Source organism: Lelliottia wanjuensis, assembly GCF_030238365.1.
Classification (GTDB): Bacteria; Pseudomonadota; Gammaproteobacteria; order Enterobacterales; family Enterobacteriaceae; genus Enterobacter; species Enterobacter wanjuensis.
The window spans coordinates 108591-125070 of sequence record NZ_JASSOT010000001.1; the positions used below are offsets into that span (position 1 = coordinate 108591).

15 protein-coding genes are annotated in these 16480 nt (G+C 54.9%); 8 read left to right on the forward strand and 7 right to left on the reverse strand.

Going from position 1 to position 16480, the window contains the following annotated elements; translation table 11 throughout:
- Positions 1 to 54: 54 nt before the first annotated feature.
- Positions 55 to 969, forward strand: coding sequence for an OmpG family monomeric porin (locus QQF33_RS00560; protein WP_285157186.1), 915 nt, complete (start codon positions 55 to 57; stop codon positions 967 to 969).
- 34 nt (positions 970 to 1003) lie between these two features.
- Here the strand turns inward: QQF33_RS00560 and QQF33_RS00565 are convergent, their stop codons facing one another.
- On the reverse strand, positions 1004 to 2014 hold the full coding sequence (locus tag QQF33_RS00565) for a LacI family DNA-binding transcriptional regulator (RefSeq protein ID WP_285157187.1): 1011 nt from the start codon (positions 2012 to 2014) through the stop codon (positions 1004 to 1006).
- Between the two features lie 153 nt (positions 2015 to 2167).
- Here QQF33_RS00565 and QQF33_RS00570 point away from each other — a divergent pair, with 153 nt between their 5' ends.
- The 4 genes from QQF33_RS00570 to QQF33_RS00585 all read left to right on the forward strand — a co-directional run bounded on the left by QQF33_RS00570 (position 2168) and on the right by QQF33_RS00585 (position 6508).
- Positions 2168 to 3565: a YcjX family GTP-binding protein gene (locus QQF33_RS00570; protein WP_285157188.1), complete on the forward strand. Its 1398-nt coding sequence runs from the start codon at positions 2168 to 2170 to the stop codon at positions 3563 to 3565.
- Positions 3562 to 4611 (forward strand): YcjF family protein, encoded by a 1050-nt coding sequence (locus tag QQF33_RS00575; protein ID WP_285157189.1) that lies wholly within the window; start codon positions 3562 to 3564, stop codon positions 4609 to 4611. The genes QQF33_RS00570 and QQF33_RS00575 overlap by 4 nt, the downstream gene beginning before the upstream one ends.
- 107 nt (positions 4612 to 4718) lie before the next feature.
- Positions 4719 to 6260: a transcriptional regulator TyrR gene (tyrR, locus tag QQF33_RS00580; protein ID WP_285157190.1), complete on the forward strand. Its 1542-nt coding sequence runs from the start codon at positions 4719 to 4721 to the stop codon at positions 6258 to 6260.
- An 11-nt stretch (positions 6261 to 6271) separates the two neighbouring features.
- Positions 6272 to 6508: a DUF2543 family protein gene (locus QQF33_RS00585; RefSeq protein WP_285157191.1), complete on the forward strand. Its 237-nt coding sequence runs from the start codon at positions 6272 to 6274 to the stop codon at positions 6506 to 6508.
- Positions 6509 to 6612: 104 nt separating this feature from the next.
- Here the strand turns inward: QQF33_RS00585 and QQF33_RS00590 are convergent, their stop codons facing one another.
- A complete protein-coding gene (locus QQF33_RS00590; protein WP_285157192.1) occupies positions 6613 to 6972 on the reverse strand; it encodes a glyoxalase superfamily protein in 360 nt (119 codons plus the stop codon).
- Between the two features lie 104 nt (positions 6973 to 7076).
- The gene (gene tpx / locus QQF33_RS00595; RefSeq protein WP_095282188.1) at positions 7077 to 7583 is read right to left on the reverse strand and encodes a thiol peroxidase; all 507 of its coding nucleotides are present in this window, start codon (positions 7581 to 7583) and stop codon (positions 7077 to 7079) included.
- Between the two features lie 95 nt (positions 7584 to 7678).
- On the opposite strand from tpx, the gene ycjG reads away from it, so the two are divergent.
- Complete coding sequence (gene ycjG, locus QQF33_RS00600) at positions 7679 to 8644, forward strand: L-Ala-D/L-Glu epimerase (RefSeq protein ID WP_285157193.1); 966 nt, start codon at positions 7679 to 7681, stop codon at positions 8642 to 8644.
- On the opposite strand, the gene mpaA is transcribed toward ycjG, so the two are convergent.
- Positions 8635 to 9348 carry a murein tripeptide amidase MpaA gene (gene mpaA / locus QQF33_RS00605; protein WP_285157194.1) on the reverse strand — a complete coding sequence of 238 codons (714 nt, stop codon included), beginning with the start codon at positions 9346 to 9348 and terminating at the stop codon, positions 8635 to 8637. The genes ycjG and mpaA overlap by 10 nt on opposite strands.
- Positions 9349 to 9531: 183 nt before the next feature.
- On the opposite strand from mpaA, the gene QQF33_RS00610 reads away from it, so the two are divergent.
- Positions 9532 to 11148 carry a peptide ABC transporter substrate-binding protein gene (locus QQF33_RS00610; RefSeq protein WP_285157195.1) on the forward strand — a complete coding sequence of 539 codons (1617 nt, stop codon included), beginning with the start codon at positions 9532 to 9534 and terminating at the stop codon, positions 11146 to 11148.
- Between the two features lie 43 nt (positions 11149 to 11191).
- Here the strand turns inward: QQF33_RS00610 and QQF33_RS00615 are convergent, their stop codons facing one another.
- The 3 genes from QQF33_RS00615 to QQF33_RS00625 form a co-directional block, all read right to left on the reverse strand.
- The gene (locus QQF33_RS00615; RefSeq protein WP_282495278.1) at positions 11192 to 11332 is read right to left on the reverse strand and encodes an Ecr family regulatory small membrane protein; all 141 of its coding nucleotides are present in this window, start codon (positions 11330 to 11332) and stop codon (positions 11192 to 11194) included.
- A gap of 74 nt (positions 11333 to 11406) precedes the next feature.
- Positions 11407 to 12639 carry a sensor domain-containing diguanylate cyclase gene (locus tag QQF33_RS00620; protein WP_285154196.1) on the reverse strand — a complete coding sequence of 411 codons (1233 nt, stop codon included), beginning with the start codon at positions 12637 to 12639 and terminating at the stop codon, positions 11407 to 11409.
- Between the two features lie 91 nt (positions 12640 to 12730).
- Positions 12731 to 14860 carry a putative bifunctional diguanylate cyclase/phosphodiesterase gene (locus QQF33_RS00625; protein ID WP_285157196.1) on the reverse strand — a complete coding sequence of 710 codons (2130 nt, stop codon included), beginning with the start codon at positions 14858 to 14860 and terminating at the stop codon, positions 12731 to 12733.
- A 453-nt stretch (positions 14861 to 15313) separates the two neighbouring features.
- On the opposite strand from QQF33_RS00625, the gene QQF33_RS00630 reads away from it, so the two are divergent.
- Positions 15314 to 16468, forward strand: coding sequence for a methyl-accepting chemotaxis protein (locus QQF33_RS00630; RefSeq protein WP_285157197.1), 1155 nt, complete (start codon positions 15314 to 15316; stop codon positions 16466 to 16468).
- Positions 16469 to 16480: the final 12 nt, after the last annotated feature.

Below are 16480 nucleotides of genomic sequence, written 5' to 3' on the forward strand. Positions count from 1 at the left end.
CCGGGAATTTATCTTCCCGGCTTTTTAGCTGTTATTTTATAAAGGAATATAGAAATGAGTACTCTACAAAGATGTGCTGCGCTTTTATTATGCGCAGGGGCAACATGCGTCCATGCAGCAGAACATACTGATAAGTGGACCTTTAATATCGGTGCCATGTATGAAATTGAAAACGTCGAGGGGCAGGGCGAAGATAAAGACGGTTTATATGAACCCTCCGTTTGGTTTAATGCCACTTACGACGCCTGGACAATTTCCATGGCGATGTATCAGGAAGGTCCGGTGGATTACAGCAGTATGACCCGTGGCACCTATTTCGACCGCCCGGAGCTTGAACTGCGCTATCGTTTTATCGGCACCGATGATTTTACTTTCGGCCTGACCGGCGGTTTTCGTAATTACAGTTATCATTTTAAAGATGAGCACGGTGCGAAAGACGGAACGGCAAATATGCAGCGCTATAAAATTCAGCCCGACTGGGATCTGAAACTGAGCGATGACTGGCGCTTTAGCGGCTGGTTTGCGATGTATCAGTTTGCCAACGATCTGGAAAAAACCGGTTATTCCGACAGCCGCGTAGAAACCGAAACCGGATTTACCTGGACCATTAACGAAACCTTTTCGGCGAAAGCGAATTACTATTTAGAGCGCGGCTTTAATATGGACGGCAGCCGAAATAACGGTGAGTTCTCCACGCAGGAAATTCGCGCCTATTTGCCGATCTCTCTGGGTAATACGACCTTAACGCCGTATACCCGCATTGGTCTGGATCGCTGGTCGAACTGGGACTGGCAGGACGATCCTGAGCGCGAAGGGCACGATTTCAACCGACTGGGTATGCTCTACGCCTATGATTTTACCAATGGGCTTTCCATGACCCTGGAATATGCCTACGAGTGGCAAAATCATGATGAAGGTAAAAACGACCGCTTCCACTATGCGGGCGTGGGCGTGAACTACGCGTTTTAATGGCTGGATGCCAGGGGCTGAAACGCCCCTGGTTTCAGCGCAGGGAGCGTGTTTTGGTCAGATGAGTATCGACAATCACCTGACGCGGCGCCGCTTTCCCGGCGATGCGGTTAAACAGCACTTCGCAGCTTTGCTCGCCGAGCTGTCGGGTCGGGATCTCAAAACCACCCGGCTCCGGCGTTAAAATCAGCGACAGTAAAGGGTCGGTGTATCCGGCGACCGCCAGCTGCTCCGGGATCATCAGGTTGAGCTCGTCTGCGGCGCGATACAGGGCGAGCAATTTCATGCTGTCGGTCGCAAACACGGCGCGCGGCGGCTGCCCGGAAGAGAGCAATTGGCAGGCGGCCTCAAGGGCGCTCTCGTGGGTGTAACCGCCGTCAACTACCCAGTCTGCATTGAATGCAATCTGGTGTTTCTCGAGGCTCGATTTATAGCCCGCCAGGCGATCGATGGAAACGTGATAATCGAGCGGGGCGTGCAGGCAGGCAATTTTACGATGACCATTCTGAATAAAGGTCTCGGTTAATATCTGGCTGCCGTGAAAATTATCCGTATCGACAGAGTAGATATTCTGGAAATCCCCTTCGACTTTACCAATCACCACCACCGGAATACCGTAGCTGTCGAGACGGGGGAAAAAGGATTCATCAGCCGGTGAACTGAGCATGATAATTCCCTTGACCATTTTTTGCTTAATTTTACTTTCGCATTTCTGCAAATCATCTTCGCTGCTTTTCGAGGTCTGCAAAATAACGTCAAAACCTTCCTCTTCGGCTTTTTCGGTAATGGTATGCAGAACGTCGGAGAAGAAAGGATTACCGGCTGTGGTTTTTGCTGAACGCGTGGATATAACCATGATCGCGTCAAAGCCCGAAGAGGTCAGGGCTCGGGCAAGTTTGTTGGGTTGATAATTTAATTCATCAATCGCTTTTTGCACTTTCTCAAGCGCTTCCGGGGAGATATTTGTTTGCTTGTTAAGAACCCTGGACACGGTTGATTTTGATACGCCTGCAACGCGTGCAATATCATAAATGGTGGGTGACATACACCTTACAACTCCATGATAGCGGTAGTGGGTTTATATTACGGGAGAAAAAACGGGAATGACAGTGACAATGAATTGAAAATCAACGATCTGCCCCAATTTATTGTATTCTGAAGCTGATATCAGCGGTCTTCGGGGCAAAACAGGATGGCGATGAAGCGACTCAAAAACGAATTCAACTCACTGGTTAACCGTGGCGTAGACCGCCATTTACGGCTGGCGGTCACGGGATTAAGCCGCAGCGGCAAAACTGCGTTTATCACCGCGATGGTTAACCAGCTGCTCAATTTACACGCCGGGGCGCGCCTGCCGCTGCTGAGCGCCGCGCGCGAAGAGCGCCTGCTCGGCGTCAAACGCGTACCCCAGCGCGACTTTGGTATCCCGCGTTTTACCTATGACGAAGGGCTGGCGCAGCTGTACGGCACGCCGCCCGCCTGGCCGACGCCGACGCGCGGCGTGAGCGAGATCCGCCTCGCCCTGCGTTTTCGCTCGAACGAATCCGTGCTGCGCCATTTCAAAGAGACCTCCACGCTGTATCTGGAAATCGTCGATTATCCCGGCGAATGGCTGCTCGATTTACCGATGCTGGCCCAGGATTATCTGAGCTGGTCGCGACAAATGACCGGTCTGTTGCAGGGCCAGCGCGCGGAATGGTCGGCAAAATGGCGCGAACTCTGCGCCGGGCTGGACCCGCTGGCAACGGCGGACGAAAACCGTCTGGCGGCGATTGCCCAGGCCTGGACTGATTATCTTCATCAATGCAAACAGCAGGGGCTGCACTTTATCCAGCCTGGCCGGTTTGTGCTGCCGGGCGAAATGGCAGGCGCGCCTGCGCTGCAGTTCTTCCCGTGGCCGGACGTCGATGGCTGGGGCGAATCAAAACTGGCGATGGCGGACAAACACAGTAACGTCGGGATGCTCCGCGATCGCTTTAACTACTACTGCGAGAAAGTGGTGAAGGGGTTCTACAAAAATCACTTCCTGCGCTTCGACCGTCAGATCGTGCTGGTGGACTGCCTGCAGCCGCTCAACAGCGGGCCGCAGGCCTTCAACGATATGCGCCTGGCGCTCACGCAACTCATGCAGAGTTTCCACTACGGGCAGCGAACCCTGTTCCGCCGCCTGTTTTCGCCGGTGATCGATAAGCTGCTGTTTGCGGCGACCAAAGCGGATCATGTGACTGTCGATCAACACGCAAACATGGTCTCGCTGCTGCAACAGCTGGTGCAAGATGCCTGGCAAAATGCAGCGTTCGAAGGGATCAGCATGGATTGCCTGGGGCTGGCGGCGGTTCAGGCCACGCAAAGCGGGCTGATCGACGTCAATGGCGAGAAAATCCCGGCCCTGCGCGGCAACCGTCTTAGCGACGGCGAACCGCTGACCGTCTATCCCGGCGAAGTGCCCGCTCGTCTGCCGGGGCAGGCGTTCTGGCAAAATCAGGGTTTTCAGTTTGAGGCGTTTCGCCCTCAGGCAATGAATGTCGACCAGCCGTTGCCGCACATTCGCCTGGACGCGGCGCTGGAGTTTTTAATAGGAGATAAGCTGCGATGACCGAACCTTTAAAGCCACGCATCGATTTTACCGGCACGCTTGAGCAGGAGCGGGCCGAAGCTTTCAAAGCGGCTCAGGCTTTCAGCGGACCGGAGGCCGAGAAATTTGCACCTGTCGTCGCCGATGAACTGCTTGCGGACGAAGGGCAGGCAGAAGCGGTAGTTGAGGCGGCGCTGCGGCCCAAACGCAGCCTGTGGCGCAAAATGGTGATGGCCGGGCTGACGCTGTTTGGCGTGAGCGTGGTCGGACAGGGCGTCCAGTGGACGATGAATGCCTGGCAAACTCAGGACTGGGTGGCTCTCGGCGGCTGCGCGGCAGGGGCGCTGATCGTCGGGGCGGGCGTGGGCTCCATTGCCACCGAGTGGCGTCATCTCTGGCGACTGCGCCAGCGCGCCCACGAGCGCGACGAAGCCCGCGATCTGTTGCACAGCCATGCCACCGGAAAAGGGCGCGCCTTCTGTGAAAAACTGGCCAGCCAGGCCGGGATCGATCAGTCGCATCCGGCGCTACAGCGCTGGTATGCGGCGATCCACGAGACGCAAAACGACCGCGAGATCGTCACGCTGTACGCAAATATTGTGCAGCCGGTGCTCGACTCCCAGGCGCGACGGGAGATTAGCCGCTCGGCGGCGGAATCGACGCTGATGATCGCCGTCAGCCCGCTGGCGCTGGTGGATATGGCCTTTATCGCGTGGCGCAACCTGCGGCTCATCAACCGAATCGCCACGCTGTACGGTATCGAGCTGGGCTATTACAGCCGTCTGCGCCTGTTCCGCCTGGTGCTGCTGAACATGGCATTCGCCGGGGCCAGCGAACTGGTGCGTGAAGTGGGGATGGACTGGATGTCTCAGGATCTTGCCGCGCGATTGTCCACCCGCGCGGCGCAGGGGATCGGGGCCGGGCTGTTGACCGCGCGTCTGGGGATCAAAGCCATGGAGTTGTGCCGCCCGCTGCCGTGGATTAACGACGACAAACCGCGCCTCGGGGACTTCCGTCGTGAGCTTATCGGGCAACTTAAAGAGACATTGAGCAAAAAACCGCAGTAAACGCTGAAGAAATCACCTCGCTGTCAATATTTGTTGACAGCGAGCTTCCAGCCAGACGATATCTGACATATCATTTTAAGGTTACTGGCTTAAAGAGTGAATTATCCATGCGTCTGGAAGTGTTCTGTCAGGACCGTATCGGCCTGACCCGCGAATTACTCGATCTCCTTGTTTTGCGTGACATTGATTTACGCGGCATCGACATCGACCCTATCGGGCGAATCTACCTCAATTTTGCCGAAATCGAATTCAATACATTCAGCAGCCTGATGGCTGAAATTCGCCGTATCGCTGGCGTTACGGATGTGCGCACCGTGCCGTGGATGCCGTCCGAGCGCGAGCATCTGGCGCTGAGCGCGCTGCTTGAAGCCATGCCTGAACCCTTCTTATCTCTTGATCTGAAAGGCAAAGTCGAGCGCACCAACCAGGCGAGCTGCCAGCTCTTTGGCCAAAGTCAGGAAAAACTGAGCAGCCATCATGCGGCACAGCTGATCGCCGGTTTCAATTTCCAGCGCTGGCTCGACAGTAATCCGCAGGGCACCCAGAGCGAACATGTGGTGATCTGCGGCCAGAACTTCCTGATGGAGATCACTCCGGTGCATCTGCGCGGCGAGAACGATGTCAGCGTGCTGACCGGCGCGGTGATCATGCTCCGCTCCACCATTCGCATGGGCCGTCAGCTGCAGAACCTGTCCAACCAGGATGTCGGCGCGTTCAGCCAGATTATTGCCGTCAGCCCGAAAATGAAGCACGTGGTCGATCAGGCGCGTAAGCTCGCCAACCTCACCGCACCGCTGCTGATCACCGGCGAAACGGGAACCGGCAAGGATTTACTGGCCCATGCGGTTCACACCGCCAGCCCGCGCGCGGCGAAACCTTACCTGGCCCTGAACTGTGCGTCGATTCCGGAAGATGCGGTCGAGAGCGAGCTGTTCGGCCACGCGCCGGAGGGCAAAAAAGGTTTCTTCGAGCAGGCCAACGGCGGCTCGGTATTGCTGGATGAGATCGGCGAGATGTCGCCGCGCATGCAGGCCAAACTGCTGCGTTTCCTCAATGACGGCACTTTCCGCCGCGTCGGGGAGGATCATGAAGTTCACGTGGATGTGCGCGTCATATGCGCGACGCAGAAAAACCTCGTCGAACTGGTGCAGAAGGGCGTGTTCCGCGAGGATCTTTACTACCGACTGAACGTCCTGACACTCAACATTCCGCCGCTGCGCGACTGTCCGCAGGACATTATGCCGCTGACCGAACTGTTCGTGGCGCGCTTCGCCGACGAGCAGGGCGTGCCGCGTCCGAAATTGTCCGCAGATTTAGGCTCAATGCTGACCCGCTACGGCTGGCCGGGCAATATCCGCCAGTTGAAGAACGCCGTCTACCGCGCGCTCACCCAGCTGGAAGGTTACGAACTGCGCTCCCAGGACATTCTGCTGCCGGATTACGATGCGGGAACCGTGTCTGTCGGCGAAGAGGCGATGGAAGGATCGCTGGACGATATCACCAGCCGTTTCGAGCGTTCAGTCCTGACCCAGCTTTATCGTAACTACCCGAGCACCCGAAAACTGGCGAAACGCCTCGGCGTGTCGCATACGGCCATCGCCAATAAATTGCGCGAGTACGGTCTGAACCAGAAAAAAACCGACGAATAAAAGAGAAACGTATGAGCAACGAAATCCCTTTAAAGTTTTATGACATCGCCGATGAATATTCGAAAGAATCCGCAAATCCGGTGAGCGAAGCAGAGCGCGACGCGGTGGCTTATTATTTCCAGTCGCTCATCACCCGTTTGATGAGTAACGAAGAGATCAGCGAAGAAGCGCAGAGTGAGATGGCGAAAGAAGCCGGTATCGATGAAACGCGAATTGATGAGATTGCGGAGTTTTTGAATACGTGGTGATGGGGTGATCCTGATCCCACCCTATTGAGTGCGATGTCCGCTGACTGTTTATACGCGACCCGAAATGCATTGGGTCCGCGTTATATCACCAGCGGGCATTTTATTTACGCTTCGCAAAACCGAATCCTGTTCCCAAACGGATCGCACACTTCCAGGATTTTCCCCCAGTCCTGCTGAACGATATCAGGCCGCCCGTAGCTGTAATGCTTCTGCTTCAGTTCATCCCTCAATAATTCAATATTGCTCATTGGAACGAAGAGGGTCGCGCCTGGACAAGCGTCGCCATGGTGTTCAGAAAGATGTATTTGCAGACCGTTGCGGCTGATGCCCATATACAGGGGCAGGTCAGCTTCAAAGCGGTGTTCAAATTCGACGCTGAACCCGAGAAAATCCAGATAAAATTCTCGCGCTTTTTGTTCGTCAAACATGCGAAAAATGGGAATGCTTTTTTCAAAAGAGATCATTTTCGTTCCTGTTTGCTCTGAGACGGGTAAAAAGAAAGCTCCGCATTGCGGAGCTTTCACCGCCGGGTGGCGCTGCGCTTACCCGGCCTACAAAATCAATGCAATTACGCTTTCAGCACGTCCAGCGCGGCGGTGTAATCTGGCTCGTTGGTGATTTCATTCACCAGCTCGCTGAAGATCACAGCGTCGTTTTCATCAATCACCAGTACCGCACGCGCGGCCAGGCCTTTCAGTGGGCCTTCGGCGATACCGACACCGTAGTTTTCCAGGAAATCTGGGCTACGCAGGGTAGAAAGCGTGATAACGTTGCTCAGGCCTTCTGCACCGCAGAAGCGGGACTGGGCGAATGGCAGGTCAGCGGAAATGCACAGCACCACGGTGTTGTCCACTTCGGTAGCCAGCTGGTTGAATTTACGCACGGACGCGGCGCAAACGCCGGTGTCGATGCTCGGGAAAATGTTCAGGACTTTGCGTTTACCGGCGAACTGAGCCAGCGTTACGTCAGACAGATCTTTTGCCACGAGGGTAAAAGCCTGCGCCTTGCTGCCTGCCTGCGGAATGGAACCTGCAACAGAAACCGGGTTGCCCTGGAAATGAACGAGTTGTGACATAGATATCTTCCTGTTTACATATAGTTAACGTCGTGGTTAGTGTATGACAACAGCGGATAACACGGCAAACCTATTTTGCCCTACAGGAGCGAGTGATGAGAACCGTCAAGGTCTATGAAGAAGCATGGCCGTTGCATACGCCGTTTGTGATCTCTCGCGGCAGCCGCAGCGAAGCCTGCGTGGTGGTGGTAGAAATTGAAGAAGACGGGATAAAAGGCGCGGGCGAATGCACGCCGTATCCGCGCTACGGCGAAAGCCTGGCCTCGGTGATGGCGCAGGTCATGACCATCGTTCCTGAGCTGGAAAAGGGCATGAGCCGCGAGGCGCTGCAGCAGGCGTTACCGGCAGGCGCGGCGCGCAATGCCGTCGACTGTGCGTTGTGGTCGCTGGAGGCACATCGCCTGAATCACACCATCTCTGAGTCCCTCGGCGTGGCGCTGCCGGAGACTATCGTCACGGCGCAAACCGTGGTCATCGGCGAGCCGTCGCAAATGGCCGCCAGCGCCAGAGCGCTGTATGAGTCCGGTGCGCGGCTGTTGAAAGTCAAACTCGACGATCATCTGATCAGCGAGCGGATGGTGGCGATCCGCGGCGCGGTGCCTGATGCGACGCTGATTGTCGATGCCAACGAATCCTGGAGGAGTGAAGGTCTGGCCGCGCGCTGTCAGCTGCTGGCGGATTTGGGCGTGGCGATGCTCGAACAACCGCTGCCGTCGGCGGAAGATGCCGCGCTGGAAAACTTCATTCACCCGCTGCCTATCTGCGCGGACGAAAGCTGCCATACGCGCGAGAGTCTCGCGGGCCTGAAAGGGCGCTATGAGATGGTGAACATTAAGCTCGATAAGACCGGCGGACTGACGGAAGCGCTGGCGCTGGCGAAGCAGGCGCGTGCAGAAGGTTTTGCCCTGATGCTCGGGTGCATGCTCTGCACCTCCCGAGCCATCAGCGCCGCATTACCGCTGACAGAGCAGGTGAATTTCGCCGATCTTGACGGGCCAACCTGGCTCGCCGTTGACGTCTCACCCGCGCTGAATTTTACCACCGGTACGCTTCACCTCTGAGAGTGCCAGCGCAGCAGCCCGGTCATCGCTTTCAAGTATTTCTCGCTCGCTTCATCCGATGAAACGGGCGGGAACTCGGCGGTGATGCAGTGCAGGCCGAGGTCCGCACACCAGCTGCCAAAAGAGCCCGGTGTTTCATAGCCCACGCTGGTGACCAGCGGCAGGGCGAAAGCGTCCGCCAGCCACTCGCCTAATTCCGTGTGGCGCGGATCCTCGATGCAGGCCAGTGGATCGTGGAATGACACTACCCACGCCGGTTGCAGATGATGGATCAGCTGACACAACCCCTGCGTTTCAGGCTCTGAGCCCGGTTTTTCGCCGGTGAGCAGCACCACATCACGCTCGTCCGCCGCGCTGTTCCAGCGATAGACGGTTTCTCCCGCGCGCCAGTTGGCCGCCGGGAAGTTACGGTTGAGATCGACACCGCGCGCGTTGGCGCGCAGCCCAAGCTGACAGCCGTCCGGGTTGACGGTTAACACCACATGATGACGGCGCAGGTCAGGGGCGAGGGTGCGCAGGGCGCAGGAGAGGGTGACGATAGAGGAGTTCTCATCCCCGTGCGTACCGGCGATGATCAGCCCGCTGTGGCGGTCGGCCTGCGAGGCAGGAAACCAGATCAGCGGAGCGCCTAAAAATGAGCGACCGTAGTGTTCCGTTCCGGGCGGGAAAGCGCCACGTTCCGTTCTTGGGCGGTTAAGTGACATACGAAATCCTGATAGCGAGTTCTTTACAGCAGTGTTGTGTAAAACACGCGGTTAATCAAATAGTTTCAACGTCGCGAGAAACTGGCCCGATCTCAACTTTCCGCGCGAAGGTATTTGCATTTCTCTGTTTCGAAACAAATAATTACGCATCTGCTTGTTACCCACCATTTTAAAGGGGATCTCATGAAGCATCCTGTTTCGCTGCTCTGTACTGCGCTGTGGCTGTGCGGACTCTCATCGGTTTCATACGCGGCCGACATTCCTCAGGGAACTCAACTTGCGCCAAAACAGGAGCTGGTCCGCCATATTAAAGACGAACCCGCCTCGCTCGACCCGGCGAAAGCCGTGGGATTACCGGAAATTCAGGTGATCCGCGATCTGTTCGAAGGCCTGGTGAATCAGAACGAAAAGGGCGAGCTGATCCCCGGTGTCGCCACTAAATGGCAGAGCAATGACAACCGCACCTGGACGTTTACTCTGCGCGATAACGCGAAGTGGTCCGACGGTACGCCAGTGACGGCGCAAGATTTTGTCTACAGCTGGCAGCGTCTGGTCGATCCTAAAACCACCTCGCCATTTGCGTGGTTTGCGGCACTGGCGGGGATCACCAACGCCCAGAGCATTATCGACGGCAAGGCGCAGCCCAACCAGTTGGGCATTACGGCGGTGGATGCTAAAACCCTGCGCGTGCAGCTCGATAAACCCCTGCCGTGGTTCGCTAATCTGACGGCCAGTTTTGCCTTCTATCCGGTGCAAAAAGCCAACGTAGAGAGTGGGAAAGAGTGGACCCGTCCCGGCGCGCTGGTCGGCAACGGGGCTTACGTGCTGACCGATCGCGTGGTAAATGAAAAGCTGGTCGTTGAGCCGAATACGTCGTACTGGGATAACGCCAAAACCGTGCTGAAAAAAGTGACCTTTATTCCGATCAACCAGGAGTCATCGGCCACCAAGCGCTATCTGGCGGGGGATATTGATATCACCGAATCTTTCCCAAAAAATCTCTATCAGAAGCTGCTCAAGGATATTCCGGGCCAGGTGTACACGCCGCCGCAGCTGGGCACTTATTACTACGCGTTTAACACCCAGAAAGGGCCAACGGCTGACCAGCGCGTGCGTCTGGCGCTGAGCATGACCATCGACCGCCGGATTATGGCCGAGAAAGTGCTGGGTACCGGCGAAAAACCGGCGTGGCATTTTACCCCGGATGTGACGGCCGGCTTTACGCCTGAAACCTCGCCGTTCGAGCAGATGCCGCAGGCGGAGCTGAATGCGCAGGCCAAGATGCTGTTGCAGGCCGCGGGCTACGGGCCGCAGCGTCCGCTGAAACTGACCCTGCTGTACAACACCTCTGAAAACCACCAGAAAATCGCCATTGCGGTGGCGTCGATGTGGAAGAAAAACCTCGGTGTGGACGTGAAGCTGCAGAACCAGGAGTGGAAAACCTACATCGATAGCCGTAACACCGGCAATTTCGATGTGATCCGTGCCTCTTGGGTGGGGGATTACAACGAGCCGTCAACCTTCCTGTCCCTGCTGACCTCGACACACAGCGGTAATATTTCTCGCTTCAACGATCCGGCATACGACAAGATTATTAATCAGGCGTCGCTGGAAACCACGGCAAAAGCGCGTAATGCCGATTACAACGCCGCGGAGAAGATCCTCGCGGAAAAAGCGCCTATCGCGCCAATTTATCAATATACCAACGGCCGCCTGATTAAGCCGTGGGTAAAAGGGTATCCGATAAATAACGCAGAAGATGTGGCTTACAGCCGGACGATGTATATCGAGAAACATTAATTGGTAAAAAAGGCCCGTCGCAGTACGGGCCTGATTTTATCAGTCAGGGCGCATCTATCGTCGGATAGAGACTGCTTTCAATGAACCCCACCAGATGCCACATCTCACCGCTAAAAATAAACCAAAAACCAAATATAATTACGCTGAGAATAATTAGGATGAGTATGACTTCTGTTTTCCCCATAGCAAAAGTTACCCACCTGACGTCTGTTTATTCGAGGGGGCATTGTAACGAGGCTTTTATCAATACTCCAGTTTTCAGGCCGCGAGGACTTTATTTCGGCCATTGTTTTTGGCGCGATATAAAGCGTCGTCTACGCGCTTAAACAGGTCGTCGATACTCTCGTCCGGGTTGTGACGCGCCACGCCAATACTCACCGTAAAGCGGGGCAGGCCGGGGATGGCAATGCGCGCCACTTCCGCGCGAATGGTCTCGGCCACCTGCATCGCTACGTCCAGCGTGGTGCGCGGCAGCAGGAGCACGAACTCCTCGCCGCCCCAGCGGAAGACAAAATCGTCTTTGCGGCTGCAGGCTTCAAGCATGCGCGACAGGGAAATCAGCACCTCATCGCCTTTGGAATGACCAAACACGTCATTGATATTTTTGAAATGATCCGTATCGACCAGCAGCAAACTGAACTGCTGCTGGGCAGGCAGATGGGATGGATTAGTCTGTTCGGTGATGAGATAAAACTGCCGACGGTTGAGCAGGCCGGTCATGGAGTCGCGCAGCGCCGCGTGCTCCAGCTCTTGCTCCAGCCTTTTCTGCTCGGTGATGTCGTGAATGATGCACAGCATGAGCTTGTCGCCGTAGATCTCAATCGGACCGGCGTAAGTTTGCACGTGGCGGGTCGAGCCGTCGGCTAAACGGTGAACGAAATTGAGCGGTTTATGCCCACCGGGCAGACGCGCAATCTCAGTCATGATCGGCAAAATATCGCGGCCTAAGGTATTAATTTCCCACGTATGTTTGCTGCACATCGTATCGTGGTGATAGCCGTAAAAATTCAGGGCGGCCAGGTTGGCGTCGACGATCAGCCCGTCCCGGGCCGGGTCAATCAACAGCATGGGGGCGCTGTTGGTCTGAAAGAAGCGGGCATAGAAACCCTGTTTTTTGCGTTGATAGTTCGCCGAGCGACTGGCTTTTAGCCCGGAGGGGGCCTGGGAGACGATGCCCTCGAAGACGATAACATCGCCCACGACCTCGTGCCCGGCGAGAGACAGGCGACAGCTGAGCGTGGTTTCATGACCATCGCGCCAGACCGTCCAGATCTCGACGATATCGAGTTCGGATTTGAGATCCGGAACATACATCGCCAGCTGCTGCTGCGCGCTGGCGGAATAGATCCCCTGACGCATCTCGGTGAGCGTTTTATTACGCATCATGTCGGTCGCCGCAATATTGGCGAAAATAAGATGTTCAGAAACGGGTGAAACTAACCATACCGGTGTCTTGATGAAATTCAGCGCATCAAAGCTGTGTGGCAACATAGATTCTTCCCATTCATCGGCAGACCTGCCTGATGTTCACGACGCAATATAGACACGTGGGCTTACCAAAAACATACTCTACTTCAGCACATCAGGCATGATTTTTTTGTGTATTCAGTGGGGGGTCTATTTGATTTTTACCGATTGGTATAATTTGTTTGTCAGATTTATTTTGTAATACCAGCCACGGCACTTGTTCCGCCGGGAGAGGGCGGGAGAAATAATAGCCCTGTAAATAATCACACCCCAGGCTTGCGAGCGTCAGCTGTTGCTCTTCCGTTTCAATCCCTTCGGCGACAACGACCATATCCATGGTGCGCGCCACGTGAATAATCGTTTCGACAATCTTTTTGCTTTTCTCGTTTTCCAGCATGCTGTCGATAAAGCTTTTATCTATTTTGAGCTCTTTCGCAGGAAGCACATTGAGCATCAACAGGTTGGAGTATCCGGTACCGAAGTCGTCGATAGAGACCGTAAAACCGGCATGGTTAAATGCGTCTAATAATTCAATGCTGCGCTCAAGGTTTTTTAACGCGGTGCTTTCGGTCACTTCCAGAATCAACCGCGACGGCTCAAGGTTGTATTTCTGCATGGTGCTGGAAATAACCTCGAATATATCCTGTTGCTCAAACTGAACGGGGGACAAATTAAAGGAGAGCGTCCACTGGCTAAACCCTTGCTCCGTCCAGAACCGTAATTGCCGACACGCCTGCTCAATAGCCCACACGCCGACGGGAATGATTAAACCGGTCTTCTCCAGTGACGACAGGAACACACTCGGCAGCAGAACCCCCTGTTCCGGGTGGTGCCAGCGCAGCAGCGCTTCAAAACCGTGGATCTCTTTCAGTTCAGCGAGATAGGTGGGCTGATACCAGAGTTCAAACTGCTCGCGCTCCAGCGCCTGGGTCAAATCCTGCAGGAAAGACGGCTCCGCCGAAATGCTTTTGGACATCTCCGGGCGGTAAATCGCCCAGCCGTTTCGTCCCTCCTGTTTGATGTGGTACATCGCCGCATCGGCTTTGAATTTCAGCTCGTGGAGCGTTTCACCGTGCTGCGGATAGAGACTCACGCCAAGGCTCAGAGTGATATTGAGCGTATGGCCGCAAATGAAGAAAGGGCGGCGGATCTCGTCGAGCAGAGTCATGGCCAGGGAGGATATTTTGTCGTCATCGCTGTCGGGCAGCAGCAGGATAAATTCATCTCCGCCGAGTCTCGCGAGGGTCACCCCTTGCGTCAGTCTGGCGGTAATCCGCTGCGCAACGCTGATTAATAGCTCATCGCCCACCTGGTGACCCCAGGCGTCATTCACCAGCTTGAAGTGATCGATATCCAGAAACATCACCGCAAACTGTTTTTTATTCAGCAGTGAAGTGTGCAGACAATCCTGCAGACTGAGATCCATTTGATGACGGTTGGCGAGGCCGGTGAGGGCGTCAAACCTTGCCTTGAGCTCCAGCTGTTTATTCAACTGGCGCAGATTCTCCGTCAGGCGGTGGGTACGGAAATGAGAGTCCACGAGGGAGATAATGAGCATGATCCCCAGCAGCACCAGAGTGGTGGATGAGACCCAAATAGAGAGGCCCAGCTCGCTTACGCCGCCGGGCATGTTGTCCATCTCATGGTGAAAATTCGCGGCGCTCATGCCCGTGTAGTGCATGGCGCAAATCGCCAGCCCCATCACAAAGGCGGCGGCCACGCGGTTAATAAAGACACCTTTATGGCGATGGCGCAGATGGAAAGCGAGCCAAAGGGCGGCACCCGACGCGACGATAGCAATGGCGACGGAAAGCGCCACGATATTCATATTCCAGCTGATATCGTCGTGCAGCATCAGGGCTGCCATCCCGGTGTAGTGCATGGCGACGACGCCTGCGCTGAGGATCAGGGTGGAAAAAAACCAGCGTGTCAACGACAGATAGTTGCCCGGTACGGCGATATTAATTGCGCTGGTGGCCGCGATAATCGCGATAGCCAGTGAGGCAACGGTGAGCCAGAAGTGGTAGCTCATCGCCATCGGCATTTTCATGGAGAGCATACCGATAAAATGCATCGACCAGACGCCAATTCCGAGGGTGGCGCCTCCGGCAATGCGCCACCAGAGGGCGGCTTTGCGGCTGGCTCCCGATATTTTGCCCGCACTGTCGAGTGCGACAAATGAAGCGATAAAGGCCACCAGGAATGAGATGGCGATGAGTACGGGGTCCCAGGACACATCGAGCATTGTGTAATCCCACGCTAAAAATCGTTATTGAGTTCATCCGGTGCGCGACTCATCACCGCCGTGGCTTACTCTAACTAATTCCAAGATTAGTTGCTTATCAAAAATCAACAACAAACGCGTTATTTTTTGCGAGTTAAAACGCATTGAGGATATATTCTCTCATTAATGACTTAAGTAACGCTACATGATTTTAATCACTAACAGCATTAACTCTTAATAAACTGAATGGTCATATTTAATTATCTGTTTGCTAATGATTGTTGTCACAGGAAAAGTAAGGGTTAAAAAGAGATTATGCCTGCTGTTTGTGATCTCCTGATTCTCTGTGCTGACTTAAGGTAAATTCCCGGCATCCGAAGGTGAATAATAAATGCCACTTAAAATGTGGTGGAAAAAGAAAATGCGAATGCTATAACCAATATACCTCCTCCGACTTGTGGTATGGGATCAATTATGCTTAGAAATATTAGCGTAAGAACATTTATTATTTACTTTCTGCTGGTCGTGCTTTTAGTGATTGATGGTTTGGTTTGGGCTTTATCGAAAAGTACATCGCTTTTTATCGCAGTAAATATTATTAATGTGCTTGCGGTCTTGTTGCTCTGGTCCTACATGACAAAATATCTTGTGACGCCGATCAATACCGTGAAAAAAAGTATCGAAGAAGTGACCTCAGGCAATCTTGCCGTCTCCATTCCTGAGTTCGGCAATAACTGTGCAGGCCGCCTGATTCCAGGGATCAATAGTTTATCCAGCAACATCGCCACCCTGGTGCGTGAAATCCGCGCCTCGTCGCAAACCGCGATGACCCTCTCCGAACAACTCTCCTCCCGTAGTGCGCAGCTGGCGGTGAAAACGGAACAACAGTCCGCTTCGCTGATCCAGACTGCCGCCAGCATGGAGCAGATGGCCGCCAGCACCCGCAACAATGCCGACAATACCCGTCTGGCGAGCGAAAGGGCGAACCTCGCCACAGTGCAGGCGCGTAAAGGGGGCGAGCTGATGGGGCAAGTCGCCAATAACATGCAGTCGATTACGGAATGCGCGCAGCAAATGACGGAGATCATCTCGCTGATCGACGGAATTGCCTTCCAGACCAACATTCTGGCGCTCAACGCGGCGGTTGAAGCGGCGAGGGCGGGGGATCACGGTAAAGGTTTCTCTGTGGTCGCCGGTGAAGTGCGCAATCTGGCCCATCGCAGTGCGGAAGCGGCCAAGAGCATCAAGTCGCTGATCGACGTGACCAGCAGCAACGTCACGCAGGGGGTGACGGTGGTCTCTGAAGCAGAAAAGAACATGCACGAGATCGTCAACGGTTCCGGGCATGTCAGTAAACTGATGGACGAAATTTCTGCGAGCACCGCCGAACAGGAAAAAGGGATTTCGCAAATCACTCAGGCGCTATCCGAGCTGGAGCGTGTCACGCAGAGCAACGTGGCGATGGTGGATGAGCTATCCGGTTCCTCCGACGTGCTGAAAAACCAGGTAATTGAGCTTCAGACCCGCACCCGAAATTTCAGACTGGAAGGGGGCTCGCAACCTGACTGGCAGGAGACGCCTCAGCATGAACACCGGGTTTATCCGCGTCATGCCGAGCACTCGTTCTGATAGTTTCCTGAT